The organism is Pseudomonas sp. NY15364 (assembly GCF_048068235.1).
Classification (GTDB): Bacteria; Pseudomonadota; Gammaproteobacteria; order Pseudomonadales; family Pseudomonadaceae; genus Aquipseudomonas; species Aquipseudomonas mendocina_D.
The window spans coordinates 414,528-439,568 of sequence record NZ_JBLUPX010000001.1 but is presented as its reverse complement, the minus strand read 5'-3'; the positions used below and the strand labels follow the sequence as shown (position 1 = coordinate 439,568).

Sequence of the window (25,041 nt, the reverse complement as noted above, 5' to 3'; positions counted from 1 at the left end):
GCTGTGAACAGCTTATGCAACGCTGCAATCACAGGGATGACGCCGCATCATGACGTTCGAACAAGGCCTGATCTTCGCTATTCTAATCGCCAGCATGGGCTTGTTCATCTGGGGTCGCTGGCGCCACGATGTGGTCGCACTGGGGGCACTGCTGGCCTGCGTGATCGTCGGCATCGTGCCAGACCGCGACGCCTTCGCTGGCTTCGGTCACCCGGCGGTGATCACCGTTGCCTGCGTGCTGGTGCTCAGCCATGGCCTGCAGCGCACTGGCGCGGTCAACCGCCTGGCGCAACGCCTGCTGCCCAGCGGCGCGGGCGCTCTAGTGTCCATCGCCGCGTTGACCAGCCTGGGGGCGCTGCTCTCGGCATTCATGAACAACGTCGGCGCCCTCGCCCTGCTGATGCCCATCGCCCTGCAGATTTCCGCACGCCTGGAGTTGCCGCCAGGACGCGTACTGATGCCGCTGGCCTTCGGCACCATACTCGGCGGCATGACCACACTGATCGGCACACCGCCAAACCTGATCGTCTCCAGCTTCCGCGCCCAGCATGGCGGTGGCCCCTTCGAAATGTTCGACTTCAGCCCGGTCGGCGTGGCCGTGGCGCTGTCCGGCGTACTGTTCATCAGTCTGCTCGGTTGGCGCCTGGTACCCAAGCGCGAAGTGGGCAACGCCGCCAGCTTCGACACTGGCCATTACCTGACCGAGGCGCGGGTCAAGGCAGGCGGCAGCGCCGAGGGCAAGACCCTGCGCGAGATCGAACAGTTGCTTGATGAAGCCGACGCCCAGGTGGTGGCCATGGTGCGCAACAAGCTGCGCCTGACTGCCCCCAACCCGCGGCGTATGCTGCAGGCCGACGACGTGCTGGTGATCGAGGCCGACCCGGCAGAGCTGGGCGAAGTGCTCGGCAAGCTGGACCTGCTGCTGGAAGCCGAGCGCGAAGCCAGGGAGGCCGAGCAACAGAACGACAAGAACAGTGATACCGAGAAGAAAGTCAGCAACGACGAAGACCGTGCAATGCAGGAACTGCTGGTCAAACCTGACTCCTCGCTGATCGGGCGCTCCGCCAGCAGCACGCGCTTGCGCAGCCGCTACTCCATCAACCTGCTGGCCATCTCACGGCAGAGCCATCGCTCGATCAAGCGCCTGCGCTCGACCCTGATCCTGGGTGGTGACGTGCTGCTGATGCAGGGCAGCGCCGAGGATATCGGTGAGTTCGCCAGCGACTATGACTGCGTGCCGCTGGCGGCACGCGCCATCAACATTCCCGATCCACGTCAGGCCAACCTGGCCCTTGGCATCATGATCCTGGCCATCGTCGCGGCGGCCTTTGGTCTGCTGCCCACGGCAATCGCCTTCGCCTGCGGGGTGCTGGCCTACATGCTGCTGCGCCTGGTGCCGCTGCGGGCCGTCTACGAGTCCATCGACTGGCCGGTGATCGTGCTGCTCGGCGCGTTGATCCCGGTGGCTGGGGCGATGTCCAGCACAGGCGCGGCCGATCTGCTGGCACGGGTGCTGATGGAAAATCTGGCGCAGGGCAACGCCATCATCACCCTGACCCTGTTGCTGGTGGTGACCATGACCCTGTCGGACTTCATGAACAACGCGGCAACCGCTGCGGTGATGTGCCCGATTGCACTGAGCGCCGCGAGCCAACTTGGCGTCAGCCCGGACGCACTGTTGATGGCGGTGGCCATCGGCGCCTCGTGTTCGTTCCTCACGCCCATCGGCCATCAGAACAACACCCTGATTCTCAGCCCTGGCGGTTTTCGCTTCGGCGACTATTGGCGCCTGGGGTTGCCACTGGAGATCCTGGTAGTGCTGGTCAGCATCCCGTTGCTGCTCTGGGTCTGGCCGCTGTAACTCGCCGCCAGGCTAACCGTTGCACCGGGGCCATCCTGCCTCAGAGCTGCTCGATCACGCTGGCCGGCGACTGGAAGCGCAGGTCATGTGCCTCGGCGACACTGGCGCAGGTGATGATGCCGCGCGCGACGTTGAGGCCAGCGAGCAGGTGTGGGTCCTCCTGCAAGGCGCGTCGTGTGCCCTTTTGCGCCAGCGCCACGACGAACGGCAGCGTGGCGTTGTTGAGCGCCAGGGTCGAGGTGCGCGCCACCGCGCCAGGCATGTTGGCCACGCAGTAATGCACCACATCATCCACCACATAGGTGGGCTCGGCATGGGTGGTGGCGCGCGACGTCTCGGCGCAGCCGCCCTGGTCGATGGCGACATCCACCAGCACTGCGCCCACCTTCATCTGCCGGACCATCTCCGCAGTGATCAGCTTCGGCGCGGCGGCGCCGGGAATCAGTACCCCGCCGATCACCAGATCAGCAGCCAAGACCTGCTCGCGCACCGCCGCGCGGGTGGAATAGAGCGTGGTGATGCGATTGCCATACTGGGCATCGAGCCGGCGCAGTGCATCGACGCTCTTGTCCAGCACCGTGACATCGGCGCCAAGGCCAACCGCCATGGCCAGGGCATGGCTGCCGACCACGCCAGCGCCGAGAATCACCACCTTGCCCGGCGCCACGCCTGGCACACCGCCGAGCAGGACGCCACGCCCGCCGCGGGCCTTTTCCAGACAGCCGGCCCCGGCCTGAATGGACATGCGTCCGGCCACTTCCGACATCGGTGCCAGCAACGGCAGTCGCCCCTGTGCATCGGTCACCGTCTCATAGGCAATACAGGTGGCGCCGCCGGCCATCAGCTCTTCGGTCTGCGCCCGGTCCGGCGCCAGGTGCAGGTAGGTGAACAGCGTGTGATGGGCGCGCAACCTGGCGCGCTCCACTGCCAGCGGCTCCTTGACCTTGACGATCAACTGCCCCTGCTGGAACACCTCGGCCGAGTTCCTGGCGATCTGCGCGCCGGCCTCGAGGTAATCCTCGTCGGCAAAACCGATGGCGGCTCCGGCATGGGTTTCGACCCACACCTCATGACCGAGCGCGCTCAGCTCGGCCACCGACTGCGGCGTGAGACCGACGCGGTATTCGTGGTTCTTGATTTCCTTGGGTACGCCGATTCGCATCACCATCTCCAACCATTGCGGGCCAACAGTCTGAAGTCTAGGAAAGCGTGAGCCGTATCACAGGAAAATCCGCGAGAAAGTTCGCCCGTCCGTCACTGCCCGAACAGCAGGCGCCGCGCCTCGGCCGTGAGCAATGCCTGCGGATCGGCATTCACCTGCTCTACCAGCGCGTAGGCACGCTGCACCGCAGGGCGTGCATCGATGCGTTCTAGCCAGGCGGCCATGTTGGGGAAGTCCTCCAGCTTCTGCTGCTGCATCTTCCACAGTTTGGCCCAGGGGTAGATGGCCATGTCGGCAATGGAATACTCGCCCGCCACATACTCGCGCCCGGCCAGCTGGCGGTCGAGCACACCGTAGAGGCGCGCGGTTTCCTTCACGTAGCGGTCGATGGCATAGGGGATCGGCTCCGGTGCGTAGCGCACGAAGTGATGATTCTGCCCCGCCATCGGCCCGAGGCCGCCCATCTGCCAGTACAGCCACTGCAGCACGTCGAAGCGTGCCCGCGTCTCGCGCGGCAGGAACTGCCCACTCTTGTCCGCCAGGTATTCGAGAATTGCCCCGGACTCGAACAGGGCGATGGGCTCGCCGCTATCTGCCGGCGCGTTATCGACGATGGCGGGAATGCGATTGTTCGGCGCGATCTTGAGAAACTCCGGCGCGAACTGCTCGCCCTTGCCGATGTGCACGGGGACGATGCGGTAGTCGAGCCCGGCCTCCTCGAGAAAGATGCTGACCTTGTGGCCGTTGGGTGTGGTCCAGTAGTACAGGTCGATCATTGCTTTTCCTCCACGTGGATCGCGGCCCGCTTGACCGGGCCGTGAGTCGCCTCATACGCCTGCAGGATGCGCGCGAACCAGGCGCCCAGCGCCGAATCGTCGGCCCAGGGTTGTGCGCCCAGGCACCATGCCCAGAACAACATGCCGGCCAGCAGGTAGTCGCAGCCACCGGGCGCCTGGCCTTCGAGGAAGGGCTGATCACGTAGCCACATTTCCAGCGGCGCCACGCCCTCACGGAACAGCCGCTCACCACCCTGCGGATCGGCGAACGCCTCCAGGCTCATGCCCAGCGCCTTCTCCCGGCTGCTGCGGAAGTAATCGCGATCAGCGGGGTCGATCACCTGCCAGACCCGCGGGATCAGCATCTTCAACAGCGGCGCACGCACCATGTTGAAAGTCAGGCGCTCGACCAGCCGCGCGCGCTCGGCAGCCAAGGCATCACCGAGCAGAGGCTGTTGCGGATATTGCTGGTCGAGGTAAGCGAAGATGGCCAGGCTGTCATGCACGGTTTCACCGTCATCGATCAGCACCGGCACCAGCTTCTGTCCGGAAAAGGCGATCAGCTCCTTGTCGGTGAAACGTGTCGGCCGGCTCCGCCAATCCAGGCCCTTGTGCGCCAGCGCCAGACGTACGCGCCAGCAGTAGGGCGAGAACACCAGCTCAGGATCGGCGCCGCACAGCTCGAACAATTCCCGCATATCAGCTCCTTTAAAAACCAGTCAGTCCAGAGTTGGACGAATAAAAACCTGCGCAACACCGCTCATGCGCAATCCAGGCTGGCCATCACCACCGCCACGGTGGCGCGAATCGAGTCCGCCGGCACTGCGGATTTCACCTGGGTGCGCAGCCCGCTCATCACGCACTGCAGGTAGCCGGCACGGGCCGCAAGGTCCTGGGCATTGCTCAGCTCCCCGCAGGCCACGGCGCGCTCGAGCGCCTGCTGGAAAATCTGGCAGATGCCCGCCGTGGCCTGTTGCAGCACCGGCACCAGCGCTGGCTCCGACAAGGAGAATTCATTGGCGACGTTGACCAGCATGCAGCCACGCGGCACGCCATCGGGGCCGTCGTCCTCCAGCACGCTGAGCAGACGCTCGCGGATGAAGGCGAGCGGCGAGGCGCTGGCCTGCAACTGCTCCAGCAGCAGGGCGCGGCGCTGCGCTACATACAGGCTGAAGGCCGCGACGAACCAAGCCTGCTTGCTCGGATAGGTCTGGTAGAGGCTGCTCTTGGACAGCCCGGTGGCCGCCTGCAGGTCCTGCAGCGACGCGGCCTCATAACCGCGCTGCCAGAACAGCTGCATGGCATTTTCCAGGGCCCGGTCCGGGCAGAAGCTTTTGGGGCGTCCACGTGTCGTCATACGCCGAATTTAGAACCAATCGGTCCAAATAATCAACACGATCTGCGTATCGCTACCGATACCCAGTGACCGATGAGTTCCGGTAGGCTTCATGCATCGCTTCAGATCAGGCTTCGTATGCCCCGCCCTCGCCTCCGTCAATCACTGCGCCGCCTCTGGGCACTGGACAAGTTCAGCGCCAGTCTGCGGGTGTTCATCGCCCTGGCCGGAGCCCTTTCGCTGTGCTGGTGGCAGGGCTGGATGCATGGGTTGATCCCGCTGTTTCTCGGCATTATCGCCAGCGCCCTGACCGAGACCGACGACAGTTGGCAAGGCCGCCTCGGCGCGGTGCTGGCTACCCTGGCCTGCTTCAGCGCAGCAGCCTATGCGGTGGAGTTCCTCTTTCCCTATCCCTGGCTGTTCGTTATCGCCCTGGCCTTTTCCGCCTTCTGCCTGACCATGCTCGGCGCGCTCGGCGAGCGTTTCGCCACACTGGGTTCGGGCACGTTGATCCTCGCCGTGTACAGCATGATCGGCGTCGAGCAGCGCGGCGGCGTCGCCGGCCTGTGGCTGGAGCCGCTGCTGCTGGTGGCCGGCGCCGCCTGGTACGGCCTGCTTTCGGTGATCTGGCACGCGCTGTTCGCTCATCAGCCGGTGCAGCTCGCCCTGGCCCGACTGTTTCGCGAACTGGGTAAGTACCTCAAGCTCAAAGCGGCACTGTTCGAGCCGGTGCGCCAGCTGGATGTGGAGCAACGCCGCCTGGAGCTGGCTCAGCAGAATGGCCGCGTGGTCTCAGCACTCAACGCAGCCAAGGAGATCATTCTGCATCGGGTCGGTGGCGGTCGGCCGGCCCCTAAGGTCAATCGCTACCTGAAGCTGTACTTCCTCGCCCAGGACATTCACGAGCGCGCCAGTTCGTCGCACTATCCCTACAACGAACTGGCCGAAGCCTTTTTCCACAGCGATGTGCTGTTTCGCTGCCAGCGCCTGCTGCGCCTGCACGGCGAGGCCTGCCAGCGCCTGGGCAGCGCCATCGAGTTGCGCCAGCCCTTCGAATACCGCGAACTATGCAGCCAGGCCCTGGAAGATCTGCATGCCTCGCTCGATCACCTGCACCTGCAGAGCAACCCGGCCTGGCGCCGCCTGCTGCGCTCGCTCGGTGCATTGGCCGGCAACCTCGCCAGCCTCGACCTGCTGCTCGGCAATGCCAGCAACCCCGACGCTCTGGCCGATGAGCAGGACAGCAGCCTGCTGGACCGCGAGCCGCATTCGTTGCGCGAAGTCATCGAGCGGATCGGCCAGCAACTGACGCCCACTTCGCTGCTGTTCCGCCACGCGCTGCGCTTGTCCATTGCCCTGGCGGCCGGTTACGGCCTGCTGCATCTGATCCATCCGACTCAGGGTTACTGGATTCTGCTGACCACCCTGTTCGTCTGCCAGCCGAACTACGGCGCCACGCGTCTCAAGCTGGTGCAGCGTATCGTCGGCACCCTGATCGGCTTGGGCCTCGGCTGGGCATTGTTCGATCTGTTCCCCGACCCACGCATCCAGGCACTGTTCGCCGTGATCGCCGGGGTCGCCTTCTTCGCCACACGCACCACCCGCTACACCCTGGCCACAGCGGCGATCACCCTGCTGGTGCTGTTCTGCTTCAACCAGATCGGCAATGGCTACGGCCTGTTCCTGCCGCGCCTGGTCGACACCCTGCTCGGCGGTATGCTGGCCGGGCTGGCGGTGTTCCTGATCCTGCCGGACTGGCAGGGGCGGCGCCTGGGGCGCATGCTGGCGAACACACTGAGCTGCAACAGCGCCTACCTGCGGCAGATCATCGCCCAGTACGCACACGGCAAGCGTGACGACCTCGGCTACCGCCTGGCCCGACGCAATGCGCATAACGCCGACGCGGCGCTATCCACCACCCTCGGCAACATGCTGATGGAGCCCGGCCACTTCCGTAAGGACGCCGACCTCGGCTTTCGCTTTCTGGTGCTATCGCACACCCTGCTCAGCTATCTCTCCGGGCTCGGCGCCCATCGTGGCGAGCAGTTGCCGCAGGCGGCCCAGGCACAATTGCTGGAACAGGCCGAAGCGCTGGCGAGCAGCCTCGATGAAATCGCCACCGGCCTGCGCGGCGAGCAGCCGCTGGCCATCCACAGCGATGAAGAACAGGCACTGGCGCAAAGCCTGGAGCAGATTGCCGACGACGTCGACGAACGTCAACGTCTGGTGCAGACGCAACTGGCGCTGATCTGCCGCCAACTGGCGCCGCTGCGTACCTTGGCCGTGCATCTGCAAAAGGATCGCCACTAGCAGGTTCATGGGGCTTTCTGCCACTATCTGACGACGCCGAGCTCCCAGACCTTGCCCATGCCAGCCAATCGACACACCGCCCTCGCCTACCTGGTCTCGCTGCCGGGTCTGCTGTTGGTGTGCAGCCTGCTTTTGGCCAGCCAGGCCACCCTCGCCAGTACGCGCCTGGACGATAGCAGCGCAGCACAGGATCTCTACAGCCTGGTCGACTTTCTCGCCGATCCCCAGAGCACCCTGAGCCTGGACGACGTTCGCGCTGTCGATGCCCCTTTCCAACCCTCGTTGGACCGCCGTGACCTCAGCTTCGGCTACGTGCCGGGAGTGATCTGGCTGCGCCTGGCGCTGCAATCGGATGCCCAGCAAACACGCGTCTGGAGACTGGAGCTGAACTACGCCTCGCTGGACGAGGTGCGTCTGTACGACATCGGCGCCGATGGCGTGCGCGAGTCGCGCAGCGGCGACACCGTGCCCTACGTGCAGCGCAGCGTCGGCCATCGCAACCCGGTATTCGAGATCGTTCTGCAGCCCGGCGAACAACGCACGCTGTACCTGCGCGTCGACTCGCGTGGCAGCATGACCCTCAGCGGCGCCCTGATGTCTGCCCGCGATTTCGAGCAACACAGCCAGAACGGCTACCTAGTGCATGCCATCTACTTCGGCGTGCTGATCGCCCTGGGCCTGTACAACCTGCTGCTGTTTCTCGCCCTGCGCGAGCGGCCCTTCCTCAATTACGTGCTGTTCATGTGCGCCTTCGCCCTCAGCGTGTTGTCGCTCAACGGCCTTGGCGCGCAGTATCTGTGGTCCGAAGCCGCGCCCTGGAGCAACCGCATGCTGCCGGTGAGCCTGACGACAGCGGCGCTGCTGTCGGTGGTCTTTGCGCGCAGCTTTCTCGATACCCGCCAGTGGCTGCCGCGCTGGGACAAGGGCCTGTTGATACTGGCCATCGCCATCGGTGGGGCCGTATTGGCCAGTATGCTGCTACCACTGCAGCGTGCGCTGCAGCTGATGTCGCTGACCGGCCTGATCGCCACCCTGACGCTGCTGCTCACCAGTTTCGTCTGTATCAGCTACCGCGTGCCGGGCGCTCGACTGTTCGCCCTGGCCTGGCTGATGTTGCTGACCGGCGCGGTGCTACTGGCGCTGCGCAACTTCGCCCTGATTCCGTCGAACTTCCTCACCCTGTACGCCATGCAGATTGGCTCGGGGCTGGAGATGATCCTGCTGTCCTTCGCTCTGGCAGCCCGTTTCAACGAACTCAAACGCCAGCGCGAGGCCGCGCTGCAACTCAACGAACAGATCCTCGCCAAACGCGTCACCGAGCGCACCATGGCGCTGGAGCAGGCCAACCAACGCCTCAGTGAGCTGGCCCTGCAGGACCCGCTGACGGGCCTGGCCAACCGCACCGCCCTGCAGCAGCATCTGGAGCAAGCACTGGCGCGCAGCCTGCGACGCAATGAATTGCTCGCGGTGATGTTGATCGACCTCGACGGTTTCAAACCCATCAACGATCAACACGGCCATGGCTTTGGCGACCAGGTACTGGCCGAAATCGCCGGTCGCTTGCGCCAGTACATCCGCGATGCCGACCTGCCAGCGCGTCTGGGCGGTGACGAGTTCGTGGTGATCTGCGAGAACGTGCAATCGGCCGAGGATGCCCAGGACCTGGCCAAACGCCTGCTGGAAGGCCTGGACACGCCTATGTACCTGGAAGATCGTTCCGTGCGCGTCGGCGCCAGCATCGGTATCGCCCTGAGCCACGGCGCCGACGATGCCACTATGCTGATTCGCCTGGCTGATGCTGCGATGTACCGGGCCAAGGCCGAAGGCCGCAACCGCGTACAGCTGGCCACCCAACAGCTTTGAAGTGGGGCCGCTGCCCCTCTCATCACCCCAAATCCGATAGCCCGCCATGGACAAGAATCAGCTGCTGCAAGACGTGCTCGCCCACCTGCAGGCCGACCTAGAACAGGCCAGCCTCGCCGCTCTCAGTGCACACGAAGCGGCCACCCACGAAGAGAACGTCGCCGAGAACAAGTATGACACCCTGGGCCTGGAAGCGGCCTACCTGGCCAGCGGTCAGGCGCGCCGCGTCGAAGAACTGCGCCAGACCCTGATCACCTGGCGCCAGTTACGCCCACGGCCATTCGACGAGGTGCAAGGTATCGAACTGGGCGCGCTGATTCTGCTGGCCAGCGAAGACGGTCATGAGCAGTGGCTGTTTCTCGGTCCGCAAGGTGCCAGCATGAAGCTGCAGCATGCCGGGCAGAATATCCAGGTACTGAGCAATGCTGCACCGCTGGGACGCCTGCTACTCGGCAAGCACCCCGGCGACAAAATTACCCTGCCGATGGGCCAGCGGCTGCAGGCCTTCGAGGTATTGACGGTCGATTGAGCGGAACTATCTGCGCCCGGGTGGGGTAATTAACGATGAACCTTACGTTTGGAGAGCCCATCATGGAAAAGCCCATCCACAGCCTGCCAGCCCTGTTCAAGCAGCTTGGCCTGCCCGACGATGCCGCCAGTATCAACGCCTTCATCAGCACCCATTCGCCACTGCCGGACGCATGCAAGTTGTCCGACGCCCCATTCTGGACGCCTGCGCAGGCCGCGCTGCTGCGCGAAGAAATTCTCGAAGACGCCGACTGGGCGCCAGTGGTCGATCAGCTCAACGTGCGCCTGCACGGCTGATACCGCGCCTGGCGTCAAATACCGGGCCGGACAGGTGGGGGGCGCCGTGCGCACCGTTTTTCCCTATCGCCGAGGCATCGTTGCGCGCGGCGCACCCTACGAACTCATCTCGCGCCAGGTCAGGAACATGCGCAGGTCGAACTCGATCTGTGCATAGCCCGGCAGCATGTGGTCGCACAGCTTGTAGAACGCCTTGTTGTGATCACTCTCTTTCAGGTGCGCCAGCTCGTGCACCACGATCATCTGCAGAAAGGCCGGCGCCGCATCGCGAAACAGCGAGGCAACGCGAATTTCCTTTTTCGCCTTGAGCTTGCCGCCCTGCACACGCGAGACAGCCGTGTGCAGGCCCAGAGCGCGGTGCGTGAGGTCGAGCCGATTGTCGTAGAGCACCTTGTCGATGGCCGGCGCGTTCTTCAGGTGCTCCTGCTTGAGCGCCATGACGTAGCCGTACAGCGCCTTGTCACTCTGCACTTCATGCCGCCCCGGATAGCGCTGCGCCAGGTAGTCGCCCAACCGATCATCGGCGATCAGCTGACGGACCTGCTGCTGCAAGGCGACCGGATAACCCTGTAGATACTTCAACGATACGATTCCGCGTTCATCTGGACCGTCAGTGTAACGGATGCCGCATTACTCGCTGGGCACCACACGCAGCAAGCGCCCCTGCGGGTTATCGGTAAGCAGGTAGAGCGCGCCATCCGGCCCGCTGCGTACATCGCGAATCCGCTCGCCCAGCTCTTCGAAGAGAATTTCCTCCCCGGCCAGCATGCCGTCGCGCACACGGATGCGCCGTACGCTGCGCTCGGCCAGAGTGGCTGCGAACAGGTCGTCCTGCCAGTCGGGGAACAACTCGCCGCGATACAGCGTCAGGCTCGACGGCGCGACCGAGGGCGTCCAGTGCAGCAGCGGCGCGGTCAGCCCCGGCAGCTCGGTGTAGGGGCTGATGCGCGCGCCGGTGTAGTCGATACCGAAGGTCGCCAGCGGCCAGCCATAGTTGTTGCCGGCCTCGATCAGATTCAACTCGTCTCCCCCGCGCGGGCCATGCTCGTGGCTGTACAGGCGATTGTGTTCGGCATCGAAGAAGATGCCCTGCACGTTGCGATGGCCGAGGCTGTATATCTCCGGCGCGGCACCTTCCTGGCCGATCAGCGGGTTGTCCTGCGGTACGCTGCCGTCTCGGTTCAGGCGCACGATCTTGCCCAGGTGGTTGGTCGGGTTCTGCGCCTCTTCTCGCCAGTCGAAACCGTCGCCCAGGGTCAGCACCAGGGTCTTGTCGGCGAGAAAGGCGATGCGCCCACCGTAATGCGCCGCGCCGGCCTTGAGCGGCTGGGCGGTGAACAACACCTCGAAGTCGTGCAGCTCGTCATCCACCAGGCGGGCACGCGCCAGACGCGTGTTGTTGGCCTCCTGCGAGCCGTACGCATAGGTCAGGTACAGCCAGCGGTTATCGCTATAGTCCGGGTCCAGCGCCACTTCCATCAGCCCGGCCTGGGCAGCGATGAAGACGTCAGGCAGGCCAGCCACCGGCTCCGGGTCGACACTGCCATCGGCCTCGATGATGCGCAGGCGTCCGACGCGCTCGGTAACCAGCAGGCGCCCGTCCGGCAGGAAAGCCACGGCCCATGGGTTCTCCAGCCCTTCGCTGAAGGTTTCGATACGGTAATCCAGGGCCAGCAGCGGCGTACTGACGAACAGGGCGCAGAGCATCAGCGCACGGGTGCTTCTCAACATGGGCAACGCCTTGTCACAGAGAATCGGAAGAAGTCGGTTGCACGCGGTAGCGCACCCGCCGGCCGAGCAGGCCGAACAGCAATGCACCGACGCTGCCGCAAGCCATCAGCCCGAGCGTGCCGAACGGGCTGCGGTCGGCGGCGATCAGCGTCGGCATCGGCGCTACAGCATTGGCCAGCGCCAGTGCCGTCCAGATGGCTGCAGCGCCCGACAGTACGAAAATCAGCCAACGCAGCGGCGGCACACGCCGCGCCAACCAGGCAGCCAATGGCAAGGCAACCAGAAAACCCAGGGTGCTGAGCAAAGCGAAGGTTGGTGCGAAACCGATCAGATCGAGGCAGGTGGTGCCAACGCGCACATCCAGCGGCATCGGCGCGCCGAGCGCCTGCAAGGCAGCGAGGTTGGTCTGGGTCTGGAAGATCGAGGCGAGCAGCGAGGCCAGCAACACGGCGAGGAGAAAAGCGAGCAACAGACGTGGCTTGCTGGACATGGGTGGCAGTTTCCCGGAACGACAGTCCACGAATTATGGCGCACCCCGCCTGCCCTCAGGCTTCGGGAGTTTTACAGGGTTTTACCTCTCGCCGCGTTGCTGACGCCGAGCCCCGTGTATAAAAAGCAGAAGCCCCGCACATGGCGGGGCTCCGGGTCACGCATCAGGCTCAGTTGACCTTGGCGTTCAGCTCACCCTTGGCGTAGCGCTGGTACATGCCCTCCAGGGAGATCGGCTTGATCTTGGAGGCATTGCCGGCGGTGCCGAAGGCTTCGTAGCGGGCGATGCAGATGTCACGCATGGCGACGATGGTCTTGGCGAAGAACTTGCGCGGGTCGAACTCGCTCGGGTGCTCGGCCATCATGCGGCGGATCGCGCCGGTGGAGGCCAGGCGCAGGTCGGTATCGATATTGACCTTGCGCACGCCGTGCTTGATGCCCTCGACGATTTCCTCGACCGGCACACCGTAGGTTTCCTTGATGTCGCCGCCGAATTCGTTGATCACCTTCAGCCATTCCTGCGGAACGGAGGAAGAACCGTGCATCACCAGGTGGGTGTTGGGGATGCGCTTGTGGATTTCCTTGATGCGCTCGATAGAGAGCACGTCGCCGGTTGGTGGCTTGGTGAACTTGTAGGCGCCGTGGCTGGTGCCGATGGCGATGGCCAGGGCGTCGACCTGGGTAGCCTTGACGAAGGCCGCCGCTTCTTCCGGGTCGGTCAGCAGTTGGCTGTGATCCAGCACGCCTTCGGCGCCGACGCCGTCTTCTTCACCGGCCATGCCAGTTTCCAGGCTGCCCAGGCAACCCAGCTCGCCTTCCACGGACACGCCACAGGCGTGGGCGAAGGCAACAGTCTGGCGGGTGACGGCGACGTTGTAGTCATAGTCAGCCGGGGTCTTGCCGTCTTCTTTCAGCGAGCCGTCCATCATCACCGAGGAGAAACCCAGCTGGATGGAGCGCTGGCACACGTCAGGGCTGGTGCCATGGTCCTGGTGCATGCACACCGGGATGTGCGGGAATTCTTCGATGGCAGCCAGGATCAGGTGGCGCAGGAACGGCGCACCTGCGTACTTGCGGGCACCAGCGGAAGCCTGGACGATGACCGGCGAATCGGTCTTGTCGGCGGCTTCCATGATGGCGCGCATCTGCTCGAGGTTGTTGACGTTGAAGGCCGGCACGCCGTAGCCGAATTCGGCGGCGTGGTCGAGCATCTGGCGCATGCTGATAAGTGCCATGGTGTTTCTGTCTCCCGGTTTGGAGGTCGTTAATCGTGCAAGCCTGCCGCAGGGGCAGGCGTTGTTCAAGTTTCGTCGTGCCGGAGCCTGTGCCCGCGGCCCGTCTCGGCAGCGCCGAAGGTGTTACGGGGCCTTGCAGCCGCGGCCGATCAGGTCATCGGTCGCGGTCCAGTAGACCAGGCCTTCCTCACCTTTGGTGTGGAAGGACAGGCGTCCATCGCTGTACAGCACGCCGGATGCCGCCGGCTCCTGGGTCAGGCGGTAGACGATGTCATCACCGCCCAGGCGCACGTCCACCTGCTCGACACTGCCATTGGCGAAGCGCCATAGCACTTCGGTCTGACTGTCGCACACCCAGCGAGTCCACTGATCCGACACTGGCGGCTTGCTGCTGCAGGCCGCAAGCAGCAAGCCGGTGGCGGCGAGCCCTGCGAGTCTGATAGCGATCATTGTCTCTCCTTCTCAGCAACGCTGTTCCGGTGCCGGGCCAGTGGGCTCACCACTGTTCTGCTCGACACGCTGATCATCCTGAGTGGTCGGGGTTTCGATCTGCGCCGGGCTGAACACCTCGCAGGCCGCTTCACGACCACCGCCGGCACAACCGGCCAGCAACATACCAATGACGCCCAGGGCGGCTAACTTGTCCATGACATGACTCCTTGTTCGATGATCCGGTCTTCTTACAGACCACCCGTTCACGTCAGGGTTTTATCCGCCGTGGCGCAGGGTGACTCCATTCACCCTAGCTGGTGTTTATTGTGCGCGTTGCTCCAACACTTCCACGGCCGGCAGCACCTTGCCCTCGACGAATTCGAGGAAAGCGCCGCCACCGGTGGAAATGTAGGAAATCTTCTCGGCCACGCCGTATTTGTCGATGGCCGCCAGGGTGTCGCCGCCACCGGCAATGGAGAACGCCGGACTTTCGGCGATAGCCAGGGCCAGGGCCTTGGTGCCATTGCCGAACTGATCGAACTCGAACACGCCGACCGGACCATTCCACAGGATGGTCTGCGAGGCCTTGAGCATCTCGGCGAACATCGCTGCAGTCTGCGGGCCAATGTCGAGGATCATGTCGTCTTCGGCCACGTCAGCGACGGCCTTGATGGTGGCTTCGGCGTCTTCGGCGAAGGCCTTGGCCACCACCACGTCGACCGGCAGCGGTACGCTGACCTTGGCCGCGATGGCCTTGGCGGTGTCGACCAGATCGGCCTCGTACAGCGATTTGCCCACCGGCAGGCCGGCAGCCGCGAGGAAGGTGTTGGCGATGCCGCCACCGACGATCAGCGAGTCGCAGATATCGGCCAGGGAGTTGAGCACATCGAGCTTGGTCGACACCTTGGAGCCGGCGACGATGGCCAGCATCGGGCGGGCCGGCTTGTCCAGCGCCTTACCCAGCGCGTCCAGCTCGGCAGCCAGCAGCGGGCCGGCACAGGCGACCTTGGCGAACTTGGCCACGCCATGGGTCGAGCCCTGGGCGCGGTGAGCGGTACCGAAGGCGTCCATGACGAACACGTCGCACAGGGCAGCGTACTGCTGGGCCAGCTCGTCGGTGTTCTTCTTCTCGCCCTTGTTGAAGCGTACGTTCTCCAGCAGCACCAGCTCGCCGGCCTTGACCTCGACACCGTCGAGGTAGTCCTTGACCAGCGGCACCTCGCGACCGAGCGCCTTGCTCAGGTAGGCGGCGACCGGCGCCAGGCTATCTTCCTCACTGTAAATGCCCTCTTCCGGGCGGCCCAGGTGCGAGCAGACCAGCACGGCAGCGCCCTTCTCCAGCGCCAGCTTGATGGTCGGCAGGGACGCGAGGATACGCGCGTCGCTCTTGACCACACCGTCCTTCACCGGAACGTTGAGGTCTTCGCGGATCAACACGCGCTTACCAGCGAGGTCGAGGTCGGTCATCTTCAGAACGGTCATAGATCAGTCCTTCACGGGGCAGGATTGGCTTGATTGGCTTGTAGGAGAAAATGTTCGGCGACATCGAGCATACGGTTGGCAAACCCCCACTCGTTGTCGAACCAGGCCAGCAGGTTGACCAGGCGCGGGCCGGACACACGGGTCTGGCTGCCGTCGACGATGGCCGAGTGCGGGTCGTGGTTGAAGTCGCAGCTGGCGTGCGGCAGTTCGGTGTAGGCCAGCAGCCCCTTGAGCGGGCCACTTTCCGCCGCTTGGCGCAGTACGCGGTTGATCTCTTCGGCAGAGGTATCGCGTGCGGTCTGCAGGGTGATGTCCAGGCACGAGACGTTGACCGTCGGCACGCGGATGGCCTTGGCCTGGATACGCCCGGCCAGTTCCGGCAGCAGGCGTTCGATACCCCGTGCCAGGCCGGTGGACACCGGAATCACTGACTGGAAGGCCGAGCGCGTGCGGCGCAGATCTTCGTGGTGGTAGGCATCGATCACCGGTTGGTCGTTCATCGCCGAGTGAATGGTGGTAATGGAGACGTACTCCAGACCCACCACCTCATCGAGAAGTTTCAGCAGCGGCACACCGCAATTGGTGGTGCAGGAGGCGTTGGAGACCAGTTGTTCGGCACCGCTGAGGCACTGCTGATTGACGCCATAAACCACCGTGGCGTCGATATCCGCCTCGCTGGCCATCGGCTGCGACAGCAACACCCGCGGAGCACCAGCGTCGATGAAACGCTGCGCTTGATCGCGGGTGACGTACTGCCCGGAACACTCCAACAGCAGGTCGATGTCCAGCGCGGCCCAGTCGATCGCCTCGGGCTCGCTCTGGCGCAGCACCTTCACGCAATCGCCGTTGATATGCAGGCAGTCGCCATCGACCTTGACCTCGCCGGGAAAGCGCCCGTGGGTGGAGTCGAAGCGAGTCAGGTATTCGATGCTGGCCTGATCGGCCAGGTCGTTCAGCGCAACGATTTCCAGGCTCGCTGAATTGCCACGCTCGTGCAGCGCGCGCAGCACGCAACGGCCGATGCGGCCATAGCCGTTGAGGGCGACACGATAGGGGCGATTGGACATGGCGTCTCGCAGGTTCGCAGTTCAACCCCCTCTCCCGCGGGCGGGGAGAGGGGCATCAACGCATCAGGCGTCCAGCAGTTCTTCGGCCGTGGCGACGACATTGTCGACGGTGAAGCCAAAGTGCTCGAACAACGCCGGGGCCGGGGCCGACTCGCCGAAACTGGTCATGCCGATGATGCGACCTTCCAGACCCACGTACTTGTACCAGTAGTCGGCGTGCGAGGCCTCGATGGCGATACGCGCACCGACCTGCAGTGGCAGCACGTCCTGCTTGTAGGCGGCGTCCTGGGCGTCGAACACGCTGGTGGACGGCATCGACACCACGCGTACCTTGTGGCCGGCAGCGGTAAGTTTGTCGTAGGCAGCCACGGCCAGGCCGACTTCCGAACCGGTGGCGATCAGGATCAGCTCCGGCTCGCCAGCGCTGTCCTTGAGCACGTAACCGCCACGGGCGACGTCAGCCAGCTGCTGGGCATCACGCGGCTGGTGCGGCAGGTTCTGACGGCTAAATACCAGGGCGCTCGGGCCGTCGGCGCGCTCGATGGCGTACTTCCAGGCCACGGCGGACTCCACGGCATCGGCCGGGCGCCAGGTGTCGAGGTTCGGCGTGCCACGCAGGCTGGCCAGTTGCTCGATCGGCTGGTGGGTCGGGCCGTCTTCGCCGAGACCGATGGAATCATGGGTGAACACGTACAGCACGCGCTTCTTCATCAGCGCAGACATGCGCACGGCGTTGCGCGCGTATTCCATGAAGATCAGGAAGGTGGCGCCGTACGGCACGAAACCGCCGTGCAGGGCGATGCCGTTCATGATCGCGCTCATGCCGAACTCGCGCACGCCGTAGAACATGTAGTTGCCGGACGCATCTTCAGCGGAGACGCCCTTGCAGCCCTTCCACAGGGTCAGGTTGGAACCGGCCAGGTCGGCCGAACCACCGAGGAATTCCGGCAGCAGCGGACCGAAAGCATTCAGCGCGTTCTGGCTGGCCTTGCGGCTGGCGATCGTCTCGCCCTTCTCGGCGACGTCCTTGATATAGGCAGCGGCCTTCTCGGCAAAGTCGGCCGGCAGCTCACCAGCGATGCGGCGCTTGAACTCGGCAGCCAGCTCAGGATGGGCAGCGGCGTAGGCGGCAAACTTGTCGTTCCAGGCGGCTTCGGCGGCAGCGCCGGCTTCCTTGGCGTCCCACTCGGCGTAGATCTCGGCGGGGATTTCGAACGGGCCATGGTTCCAGCTCAGCGCGGCGCGGGTCAGGGCGATTTCGTCATTGCCCAGCGGCGCGCCGTGGCACTCTTCCTTGCCCTGCTTGTTCGGCGAACCGAAGCCAATGGTGGTCTTGCAGCAGATCAGGGTCGGCTGATCCGTGGTCTTGCGCGCGGTGTCGATGGCCATCTTGATTTCTTCGGCATCATGGCCGTCGACATTGCGGATCACCTGCCAGCCGTAGGCTTCGAAGCGCTTCGGCGTGTCATCGGTGAACCAGCCCTCGACCTCACCGTCGATGGAGATACCGTTGTCGTCGTAGAAGGCGATCAGCTTGCCCAAGCCAAGGGTGCCGGCCAGCGAACAGACTTCGTGGGAAATGCCTTCCATCATGCAGCCGTCGCCGAGGAACACATAGGTGTTGTGGTCGACGATGGTGTGGCCTTCACGGTTGAACTGCGCGCCCAGTACCTTCTCGGCGATGGCGAAACCCACGGCGTTGGCGATGCCCTGGCCAAGCGGGCCAGTGGTGGTTTCCACGCCCGGGGTGTAGCCGTATTCCGGGTGACCCGGGGTCTTGCTGTGCAGCTGACGGAAGTTCTTCAGGTCGTCGATGGACAGGTCATAGCCGGTCAGGTGCAGCAGCGAATAGATCAGCATCGAACCATGGCCGTTGGACAGCACGAAGCGGTCACGGTCGGCGAAGTTCGGGTTCTGCGGGTTGTGCTTCAGGTAGTCGCGCCACAGCACTTCGGCGATGTCCGCCATGCCCATGGGGGCACCGGGGTGGCCGCTGTTGGCTTTCTGCACGGCATCCATGCTCAGGGCACGAATGGCATTGGCTCGCTCACGACGGCTGGGCATCGCTGAATCTCCTACGGGGGCTGCTTCTGAATGAAGGGGGCGAAAAAAGACGCCTATTTTCGCCCAGCCAGCCCCCGCGGGGCAATGACAGATGGTCGTAGAGACCAAATCAACCTGTCTGCTCGCTCAGCACACTCACCGCCGGGCTACCCGGCCCACCCAGGCAGGGCGCCTGAAACAGCTCGCCATGCCAGACGCCAGCGAGCGTACGACTGAACACCAGCGACCATACCGCCGCCAGCTGGATCGCCAGCGCCACGCCGACCCAAGTGAAGAAGGTCAGCCCGGTCAGCGCCTGTAGCTCGAAGGTGGCCAGGGCGAAGACTCCGAGCGGAAAGGTGAAGCCCCACCAGCCCAGGTTGAAGGGCATGTTGTCGCGGATGTAGTGGCGGGTGAACAGGGTGGCGATCACCAGCCACCACAGCCCCGCGCCCCACAGCGCCAGGCCGCCGATCAGGCCAAGGTCACGGGCCAGCTCGGCAGCGCTGGCCAAGGGTGTGCCAGCGAACGCCAGCGGCGCGGCCTGCCCCATGCTCAGCAGCCCCAGGCAGCCGGTCGCCAGCGGCCCCAGCGGCAGCCAGCTGGTGGCAGCGAAATCGGTATCCGGCAACTTGTGCAGGGCCAGGCGCAACAGCACCAGGGTGATCAGCGAGAACGCCAGCGACAGCGACAATCCCCAGAGAATGAAGCCGGCGACCAGCAACTGCTGCGCGGCCACAGCGTCCAGGTGCGGTGCCAACGCTCCCGCCGTGCTGGCAGCAACCTCGGGTGCGACGATAGGTAGCAGCCAGACGGCCGTGAGCTTTTCCAGTGCGTGATGCTGGCGGGTGAACATCAGGTAGGGCACCAGCAGGGCGCCGACCAGCGCCAGCGCCGCATCCAGCCACCACAAAGCATGCGCCAGCGCATAGACGCCCTCGCCCCAGCGCGGGACGCCGAACAGCAACAGCCCCTTGATCAGCACCGCCAGCCCCATCGGGATCGCGCCGAGAAACATCGACTGCACCGGATGCAGCAGCATCGGCCATACGGTGTCGCGAAATAGTGCCAGGCGCAGCAGAAACAGCGCCGTGAACACGGCGAACAAGCTGACAGCGAAGAACCACAGGCCTTCGGCCAGCAACGCCAGACCAGGCAGACGCCAGGGAAGATGAGCGATAACCAGCGCCAGCACACCGGTGCCCATGGTCATGGCGAACCAGTTGGGCGTGAAGTGACGGATGAAGGCGAGAGGCTCGGGCAAACGACTGAAAGGGCGCGGCATGAATCGGGTTGCCCCGTGACATGAGTGATAGCGCAAGGTTAAGAAGAGGCTTGCCATATGAAAAATACATATTCAGCATCCTAACCATGCCTTTCACTTATGCATGAATCATGAACCTCCATCACCTGAAGGTCTTCCTTACCGTAGCAGAGGCCGGCAGCATCAGCGCTGGTGCCGAGCGCCTGCACATCAGCCAGCCGGCGGTGACGCGAGAAATTCGCGACCTCGAAGCCAGCCTCGACCTGCGCCTGTTCGACCGCCTGCCGCGCGGCGTACAACTGACCGAGGGCGGACTGCGCCTGCTCGACTACGCCCAGCGCATCTTCAGCCTGGAACGCGCCGCCGAACGCGACCTGCGTGACTTCGCCCAACTGGAACAAGGTGAACTGCACCTGGGCGCCAGCGCCACCCTCGGCTCCTACCTGTTGCCGCCCCTGCTCACCCGCTTCCGCGCCCTGCATCCGCAGATATTCGTCAGCCTGGAGGTGAGCAACACCGACGCCGTCACTCGGCAGCTGGACGAAGGCCGCATCAGCCTGGGCTTCGTCGAAGGCCCGTTCGTCCGCACCGACTACGCCCATCGCCTGCTGGCGCGCGACGCGCTGCTACCGGTCGTTGCACCACACCATCCGCTGGCCGCCAGCCAGACGCTCGCGGCGGAGAAACTGCAGGATTACCCGCTGTACATGCGCGAGCCGGGCTCCGGCGCGCGGGTCAGCGTCGAGCAGGCCTACCGCGTGCACGGCCTCGAACCCCGCGCCGGCATGGCCATCGGCAGCACCGAGGCGCTCAAGCGTCTGCTCGCTGACGGCCAGGGCATTGCCTGGCTGTCGCAGCGAGTGGTGGAGCGCGAACTGGCCAGCGGCGAACTGCGCCATCTGCCGGTACAGGACCTGCAGATCGAACGTGAGCTGCATGTGCTGTGGCGCCTGGGTGCCAGCCTGAGCCCGGCACCCGCGGCTTTCCTGGCGCTGACTCAAACGTCGGAGTAGCAACAATACCAATATCAAAACTTTTTGATATTGGTATTGCTGTATGAAAAATGACCGACTAGACTGCGCCACCATGACCCTGCGCGCCCCCCAGTTGGAATTCGACCCCTGCGACACACTCGCCGCCCTGTGCAAGGCCGGCGGCGATCCGCTGCGCCTGAACGTGCTGCGCGTCCTGAGCAACGATTCGTTCGGTGTGCTGGAGCTGGCGCAAATCTTCGCCATCGGCCAATCGGGCATGAGCCATCACCTCAAGGTATTGGCCCAGGCCGGGCTGGTGGCAACGCGCCGCGAAGGCAACGCGATCTTCTATCGCCGCGCCCTGCCCAATGGCCGCCTGCATGCCGCCCTGCTGGACGATATCGACGAGCTGCCGCTGCCCGGCGATGTGCAGGCACGCATCGCCACCGTGCACCAGCAGCGCGCCACCGTCAGCCGCGATTTCTTCGCACGCATGGCCAGCAACTTCCAGGCCCAGCAGGACCTGATCGCCGGCCTGCCGCAGTACCGCGACAGCTTGCTGGCGCTGCTCGATGCCCTGCACTTCGACCCCAGCGCCAGCGCGCTGGAAATCGGCCCGGGCGATGGCGCCTTCCTGCCCGAACTGGCGCGGCGCTTCGCCCAGGTCACGGCACTGGACAACAGCCCGGCTATGCTCGAACTGGCCAGCCAACGCTGCGCCGCTGAAAGCCTGCATAACGTCGAGCTGAAACTGGCCGATGCGCTGCAGGACGCGCCAGTCACGGCAGATTGCGTGGTACTGAACATGGTGCTGCACCACTTCGCCACCCCGGCCGAGGCCTTTCGCAAGCTGGCTGGCCTGGTCGCACCAGGCGGCAGCCTGCTGCTCAGCGAACTGTGCAGCCACGACCAGAGCTGGGCGCGCGAAGCGTGCGGCGACCTCTGGCTCGGCTTCGAACAGGAAGACCTGGCGCGCTGGGCGACGGCCGCCGGCCTGACACCCGGCGAAAGCCTCTACATAGGCCTGAAAAACGGCTTTCAGATTCAATTACGGCACTTTGCCAAACCCGATGCGCACAGCGCCTTCAGCCTCCGGCAAGAAAGGAACCGATAGATGAGCGAATATTCCCTGTTTACCTCCGAGTCCGTGTCCGAAGGGCATCCGGACAAGATCGCCGATCAGATCTCCGATGCGGTGCTCGACGCCATCATCACCCAGGACAAGCACGCCCGCGTGGCCGTGGAAACCCTGGTCAAGACCGGTGTGGCCATCGTTGCCGGTGAAGTCACCACCAGCGCCTGGGTCGACCTGGAGCAGATAGTCCGCGATGTGATCTGCGACATCGGCTACACAAGCAGCGACGTCGGCTTCGACGGCGCCACCTGTGGCGTGCTCAACATCATCGGCAAGCAGTCCCCGGACATCAACCAGGGCGTCGACCGCGCCAAGCCGGAAGATCAGGGCGCTGGCGACCAGGGCCTGATGTTCGGTTATGCCAGCAACGAAACCGACGTGCTGATGCCGGCGCCGATCTGCTTCTCGCACCGCCTGGTAGAGCGTCAGGCCGAAGCGCGCAAATCCGGCCTGCTGCCGTGGCTGCGCCCGGACGCCAAATCCCAGGTCACCTGCCGCTACGAGAACGGCAAGGTCGTCGCCATCGACGCGGTGGTACTGTCCACCCAGCACAACCCGGAAGTGAAATACGACGACCTGCGCGACGGCGTGATGGAGCTGATCGTCAAGCACGTGCTGCCGGCCGAACTGCTGCACAAGGACACCCAGTTCCACATCAACCCGACCGGCCAGTTCATCATCGGCGGCCCGGTGGGCGACTGCGGCCTGACCGGGCGCAAGATCATCGTCGACAGCTACGGCGGCATGGCCCGTCACGGCGGCGGCGCGTTCTCCGGCAAGGACCCATCCAAGGTCGACCGCTCCGCTGCCTACGCCGGCCGCTACGTGGCCAAGAACATCGTCGCCGCCGGCCTGGCCGAGCGCTGCGAGATCCAGGTGTCCTACGCCATCGGCGTGGCCCAGCCGACCTCCATCTCGATCAACACCTTCGGCACCCACAAGATCGCTGAAGACAAGATCATCAAACTGGTGCGTGACGTGTTCGACCTGCGCCCCTACGCCATCACCAAGATGCTCGACCTGTTGCACCCGATGTACCAGGACACCGCAGCTTACGGCCACTTCGGTCGCACGCCGCAGTCCAGAACCGTTGGTGACGACAGCTTCACCACCTTCACCTGGGAACGCACCGACAAGGCTGCCGATCTGCGCGCCGCCGCTGGCCTGTAAGGCTCAGCGACGACAAGAGAAGCCCTGCCCTGCGCAGGGCTTTCTCTTTGCTGGAGTAGGTGAAAGCACCCTTCACCCGACAGGCGTCGCGAAATCGTCTAGGCTGAGAATTCAATCCCAAGCACGGACGCTTGCCATGACACGCTGGATCGCGCTGCTCCTTTTTCCATTGACCGCACAGGCAGCCCCCTGCCCCGACTGGCCGGCCAACCGCGCCAAGAGCGAACTCTCTGTCCTTAGCCAGCAGATCGCCGAGTGGGATGATGCCTACCACAATCATGGTCGCTCGCTGATCGCCGATGAACTTTACGATCAAGCCCGTGAGCGCCTGCAATCCTGGCATCAGTGCTTCCCGAACGCGCTCGTTGACCTGCCGGAACCGTTGGCCGGCAGTACGGGCAAGCTCGCTCACCCCGTGGCACAAACCGGCCTGCGCAAGCTGAACGATGCGGCAGTAGCCGAATGGGTCGCCAGCCGCGACAGCCTGTGGATTCAGCCCAAGGTCGATGGTGTCGCAGTTACTCTGGTCTACCAGGGCGGCATCCTGAAACAAGCCATCAGCCGCGGCGATGGACGCCATGGACAGGACTGGACGGCGCGCGCCAGACAGCTACCAGCCATTCCCAAGCACCTGAAACAGCCATTAGATGCCGTGCTGCAAGGCGAGCTTTACTGGCGCCTGGACGACCATGTTCAGGGCCGCGACGGTGGCGCCGGAGCACGCGGCAAGGTGGCAGGCTTGATGGCGCGACAGTCACTCGATGAGCAGGAAACCAACGCCATTGGCCTGTTCGTCTGGGACTGGCCGAACGGCCCTGAGAACATGCCCGAGCGCCTGAAAGCCCTGCAAAATCTAGGCTTCAGCGACAGCCTGCATTACACCCAGCCACTCAATAGCACGGTGGATGCCCGCGGCTGGCGCCAGCACTGGCTTAATGCGCCGCTATCGTTCGCCAGCGACGGTGTGGTCATACGCCACGGCATACGACCCCCAGGAGAGCGCTGGCAGGCCGAAGCGCCACACTGGGCGATTGCCTGGAAATACCCCGCCAGCCAGGCTCTGGCAGTGGTGCAGGCGGTGGATTTCAATATCGGCCGCACTGGGCGCATCACGCCCATCCTGCGCTTGCAGCCGGTCGACCTTGACGAGCGGCGTATCAGCCGGGTCGCGCTCGGCTCGCTGCAAGCCTGGGAAGAACTGGACATTCGCCCCGGCGATCAGGTGGCGATACGCCTGGCTGGCCTGACCATTCCGCGCCTCGACCAGGTGATCTGGCGCAGCCAGGAGCGCGCAGCGGTGCAGGCACCTGACCCTAATCGATACCACGCCATGAGTTGCTGGCGACTCAGCGACGAGTGCCAGCAACAGTTCCAGGCACGCCTGAACTGGCTCGCCGGCAAACAGGGGCTGAACCTGCCCGGCGTAGGACCAGGCACCTGGAGCACGTTATTGGCGGGGCAGAAACTGCATGGCCTGCTCGATTGGCTGGAATTCGACAGCGAGCACCTGCTGCAACTGCCAGGTATCGGTCCACGGCGCGCCTCGCAGTTGCAGCAGGCCTTCGCCCAGGCCCAGCGGCGCTCACTGCAGCAATGGCTGCAGGCCCTCGGCGCACCACCTGGCATCCAGCTAGGCGCGGAGGATGACTGGGCCACGCTACTGGGTCGCAGCCACGCCGACTGGATGAAGCAGCCCGGCGTGAGCCAAAAGAGCGCTGAACGTCTGTTGGCGTTCTTCAGCCACCCCGAGGTTCAGCGCCTGGGCGCGCAACTGCAGGAGGCCGGCACCGTCGGTTTCCTGCCGCAGGAAAACTCTCCGCGCGGTTGACCCTGGTCAGCCGATGACTCACTCGGGTCGAACCTCGCGCGGCAACCAGGGTCACTTC

Annotated in this window: 23 protein-coding genes; 9 read left to right on the top strand and 14 right to left on the bottom strand. The window is 64.5% G+C overall.

The features are described from left to right. Window positions 1-49 precede the first annotated feature (49 nt). The gene (locus ACNFCJ_RS02070; RefSeq protein WP_416769505.1) at window positions 50-1,861 is read left to right on the top strand and encodes an SLC13 family permease; all 1,812 of its coding nucleotides are present in this window, start codon (window positions 50-52) and stop codon (window positions 1,859-1,861) included. A gap of 40 nt (window positions 1,862-1,901) precedes the next feature. Here the strand turns inward: ACNFCJ_RS02070 and ald are convergent, their stop codons facing one another. The 4 genes from ald to ACNFCJ_RS02050 form a co-directional block, all read right to left on the bottom strand. Next, the gene (ald, locus tag ACNFCJ_RS02065; RefSeq protein WP_416769504.1) at window positions 1,902-3,023 is read right to left on the bottom strand and encodes an alanine dehydrogenase; all 1,122 of its coding nucleotides are present in this window, start codon (window positions 3,021-3,023) and stop codon (window positions 1,902-1,904) included. 92 nt (window positions 3,024-3,115) lie between these two features. Beyond that, a complete protein-coding gene (locus tag ACNFCJ_RS02060) occupies window positions 3,116-3,799 on the bottom strand; it encodes a glutathione S-transferase N-terminal domain-containing protein (RefSeq protein ID WP_416769503.1) in 684 nt (227 codons plus the stop codon). Beyond that, the gene (locus ACNFCJ_RS02055; protein WP_416769502.1) at window positions 3,796-4,497 is read right to left on the bottom strand and encodes a glutathione S-transferase family protein; all 702 of its coding nucleotides are present in this window, start codon (window positions 4,495-4,497) and stop codon (window positions 3,796-3,798) included. Before ACNFCJ_RS02055 ends, ACNFCJ_RS02060 begins: the two co-directional genes overlap by 4 nt. A 62-nt stretch (window positions 4,498-4,559) precedes the next feature. Then, window positions 4,560-5,099 (bottom strand): TetR/AcrR family transcriptional regulator, encoded by a 540-nt coding sequence (locus tag ACNFCJ_RS02050; protein ID WP_416769500.1) that lies wholly within the window; start codon window positions 5,097-5,099, stop codon window positions 4,560-4,562. Window positions 5,100-5,273: 174 nt separating this feature from the next. Between ACNFCJ_RS02050 and yccS the strand changes: the two genes are divergently transcribed. The 4 genes from yccS (at window position 5,274) to ACNFCJ_RS02030 (ending at window position 10,133) form a co-directional block, all read left to right on the top strand. Next, window positions 5,274-7,445 (top strand): YccS family putative transporter, encoded by a 2,172-nt coding sequence (gene yccS / locus ACNFCJ_RS02045; RefSeq protein ID WP_416769499.1) that lies wholly within the window; start codon window positions 5,274-5,276, stop codon window positions 7,443-7,445. 57 nt (window positions 7,446-7,502) lie between these two features. Continuing rightward, entirely contained in the window at window positions 7,503-9,308 is a 1,806-nt protein-coding gene (locus tag ACNFCJ_RS02040) for a 7TM diverse intracellular signaling domain-containing protein (RefSeq protein WP_416769497.1), read from the top strand. A 46-nt stretch (window positions 9,309-9,354) separates the two neighbouring features. Continuing rightward, the gene (locus ACNFCJ_RS02035) at window positions 9,355-9,837 is read left to right on the top strand and encodes a GreA/GreB family elongation factor (protein WP_416769496.1); all 483 of its coding nucleotides are present in this window, start codon (window positions 9,355-9,357) and stop codon (window positions 9,835-9,837) included. A 62-nt stretch (window positions 9,838-9,899) separates the two neighbouring features. After that, window positions 9,900-10,133: a DUF2789 domain-containing protein gene (locus ACNFCJ_RS02030; RefSeq protein ID WP_099522861.1), complete on the top strand. Its 234-nt coding sequence runs from the start codon at window positions 9,900-9,902 to the stop codon at window positions 10,131-10,133. A gap of 96 nt (window positions 10,134-10,229) precedes the next feature. Here ACNFCJ_RS02030 and ACNFCJ_RS02025 read toward each other — a convergent pair whose 3' ends face one another. The 10 genes from ACNFCJ_RS02025 to ACNFCJ_RS01980 all read right to left on the bottom strand — a co-directional run bounded on the left by ACNFCJ_RS02025 (window position 10,230) and on the right by ACNFCJ_RS01980 (window position 19,897). After that, window positions 10,230-10,724, bottom strand: a complete 495-nt coding sequence (locus ACNFCJ_RS02025; RefSeq protein ID WP_179546271.1) for a YgjP-like metallopeptidase domain-containing protein — start codon at window positions 10,722-10,724, stop codon at window positions 10,230-10,232. Window positions 10,725-10,763: 39 nt separating this feature from the next. Beyond that, window positions 10,764-11,864 carry a PQQ-dependent sugar dehydrogenase gene (locus ACNFCJ_RS02020; RefSeq protein ID WP_416769494.1) on the bottom strand — a complete coding sequence of 367 codons (1,101 nt, stop codon included), beginning with the start codon at window positions 11,862-11,864 and terminating at the stop codon, window positions 10,764-10,766. 13 nt (window positions 11,865-11,877) lie between these two features. After that, complete coding sequence (locus tag ACNFCJ_RS02015) at window positions 11,878-12,354, bottom strand: hypothetical protein (RefSeq protein WP_416769492.1); 477 nt, start codon at window positions 12,352-12,354, stop codon at window positions 11,878-11,880. 169 nt (window positions 12,355-12,523) lie between these two features. Then, window positions 12,524-13,588, bottom strand: coding sequence for a class II fructose-bisphosphate aldolase (fba, locus tag ACNFCJ_RS02010; protein ID WP_037003821.1), 1,065 nt, complete (start codon window positions 13,586-13,588; stop codon window positions 12,524-12,526). A 123-nt stretch (window positions 13,589-13,711) separates the two neighbouring features. After that, window positions 13,712-14,038 carry an MliC family protein gene (locus ACNFCJ_RS02005; RefSeq protein WP_179546051.1) on the bottom strand — a complete coding sequence of 109 codons (327 nt, stop codon included), beginning with the start codon at window positions 14,036-14,038 and terminating at the stop codon, window positions 13,712-13,714. Between the two features lie 12 nt (window positions 14,039-14,050). Then, window positions 14,051-14,236: a hypothetical protein gene (locus ACNFCJ_RS02000; RefSeq protein ID WP_106733667.1), complete on the bottom strand. Its 186-nt coding sequence runs from the start codon at window positions 14,234-14,236 to the stop codon at window positions 14,051-14,053. Between the two features lie 105 nt (window positions 14,237-14,341). Then, complete coding sequence (locus ACNFCJ_RS01995) at window positions 14,342-15,502, bottom strand: phosphoglycerate kinase (protein ID WP_416769490.1); 1,161 nt, start codon at window positions 15,500-15,502, stop codon at window positions 14,342-14,344. Between the two features lie 11 nt (window positions 15,503-15,513). Beyond that, complete coding sequence (gene epd / locus ACNFCJ_RS01990; protein WP_416769488.1) at window positions 15,514-16,569, bottom strand: erythrose-4-phosphate dehydrogenase; 1,056 nt, start codon at window positions 16,567-16,569, stop codon at window positions 15,514-15,516. Between the two features lie 63 nt (window positions 16,570-16,632). After that, the gene (gene tkt, locus ACNFCJ_RS01985; protein ID WP_416769486.1) at window positions 16,633-18,633 is read right to left on the bottom strand and encodes a transketolase; all 2,001 of its coding nucleotides are present in this window, start codon (window positions 18,631-18,633) and stop codon (window positions 16,633-16,635) included. A gap of 109 nt (window positions 18,634-18,742) precedes the next feature. Further along, a complete protein-coding gene (locus ACNFCJ_RS01980) occupies window positions 18,743-19,897 on the bottom strand; it encodes a TDT family transporter (RefSeq protein WP_416769484.1) in 1,155 nt (384 codons plus the stop codon). Between the two features lie 110 nt (window positions 19,898-20,007). Here ACNFCJ_RS01980 and ACNFCJ_RS01975 point away from each other — a divergent pair, with 110 nt between their 5' ends. The 4 genes from ACNFCJ_RS01975 to ligB all read left to right on the top strand — a co-directional run bounded on the left by ACNFCJ_RS01975 (window position 20,008) and on the right by ligB (window position 24,983). Next, on the top strand, window positions 20,008-20,889 hold the full coding sequence (locus tag ACNFCJ_RS01975) for a LysR family transcriptional regulator (RefSeq protein WP_416769482.1): 882 nt from the start codon (window positions 20,008-20,010) through the stop codon (window positions 20,887-20,889). Window positions 20,890-20,962: 73 nt separating this feature from the next. Continuing rightward, window positions 20,963-21,964 (top strand): ArsR/SmtB family transcription factor, encoded by a 1,002-nt coding sequence (locus tag ACNFCJ_RS01970; RefSeq protein WP_416769480.1) that lies wholly within the window; start codon window positions 20,963-20,965, stop codon window positions 21,962-21,964. Continuing rightward, window positions 21,965-23,155, top strand: a complete 1,191-nt coding sequence (gene metK / locus ACNFCJ_RS01965; protein WP_416769478.1) for a methionine adenosyltransferase — start codon at window positions 21,965-21,967, stop codon at window positions 23,153-23,155. 136 nt (window positions 23,156-23,291) lie between these two features. Continuing rightward, window positions 23,292-24,983 carry an NAD-dependent DNA ligase LigB gene (gene ligB / locus ACNFCJ_RS01960; RefSeq protein WP_416769477.1) on the top strand — a complete coding sequence of 564 codons (1,692 nt, stop codon included), beginning with the start codon at window positions 23,292-23,294 and terminating at the stop codon, window positions 24,981-24,983. Window positions 24,984-25,041: the final 58 nt, after the last annotated feature.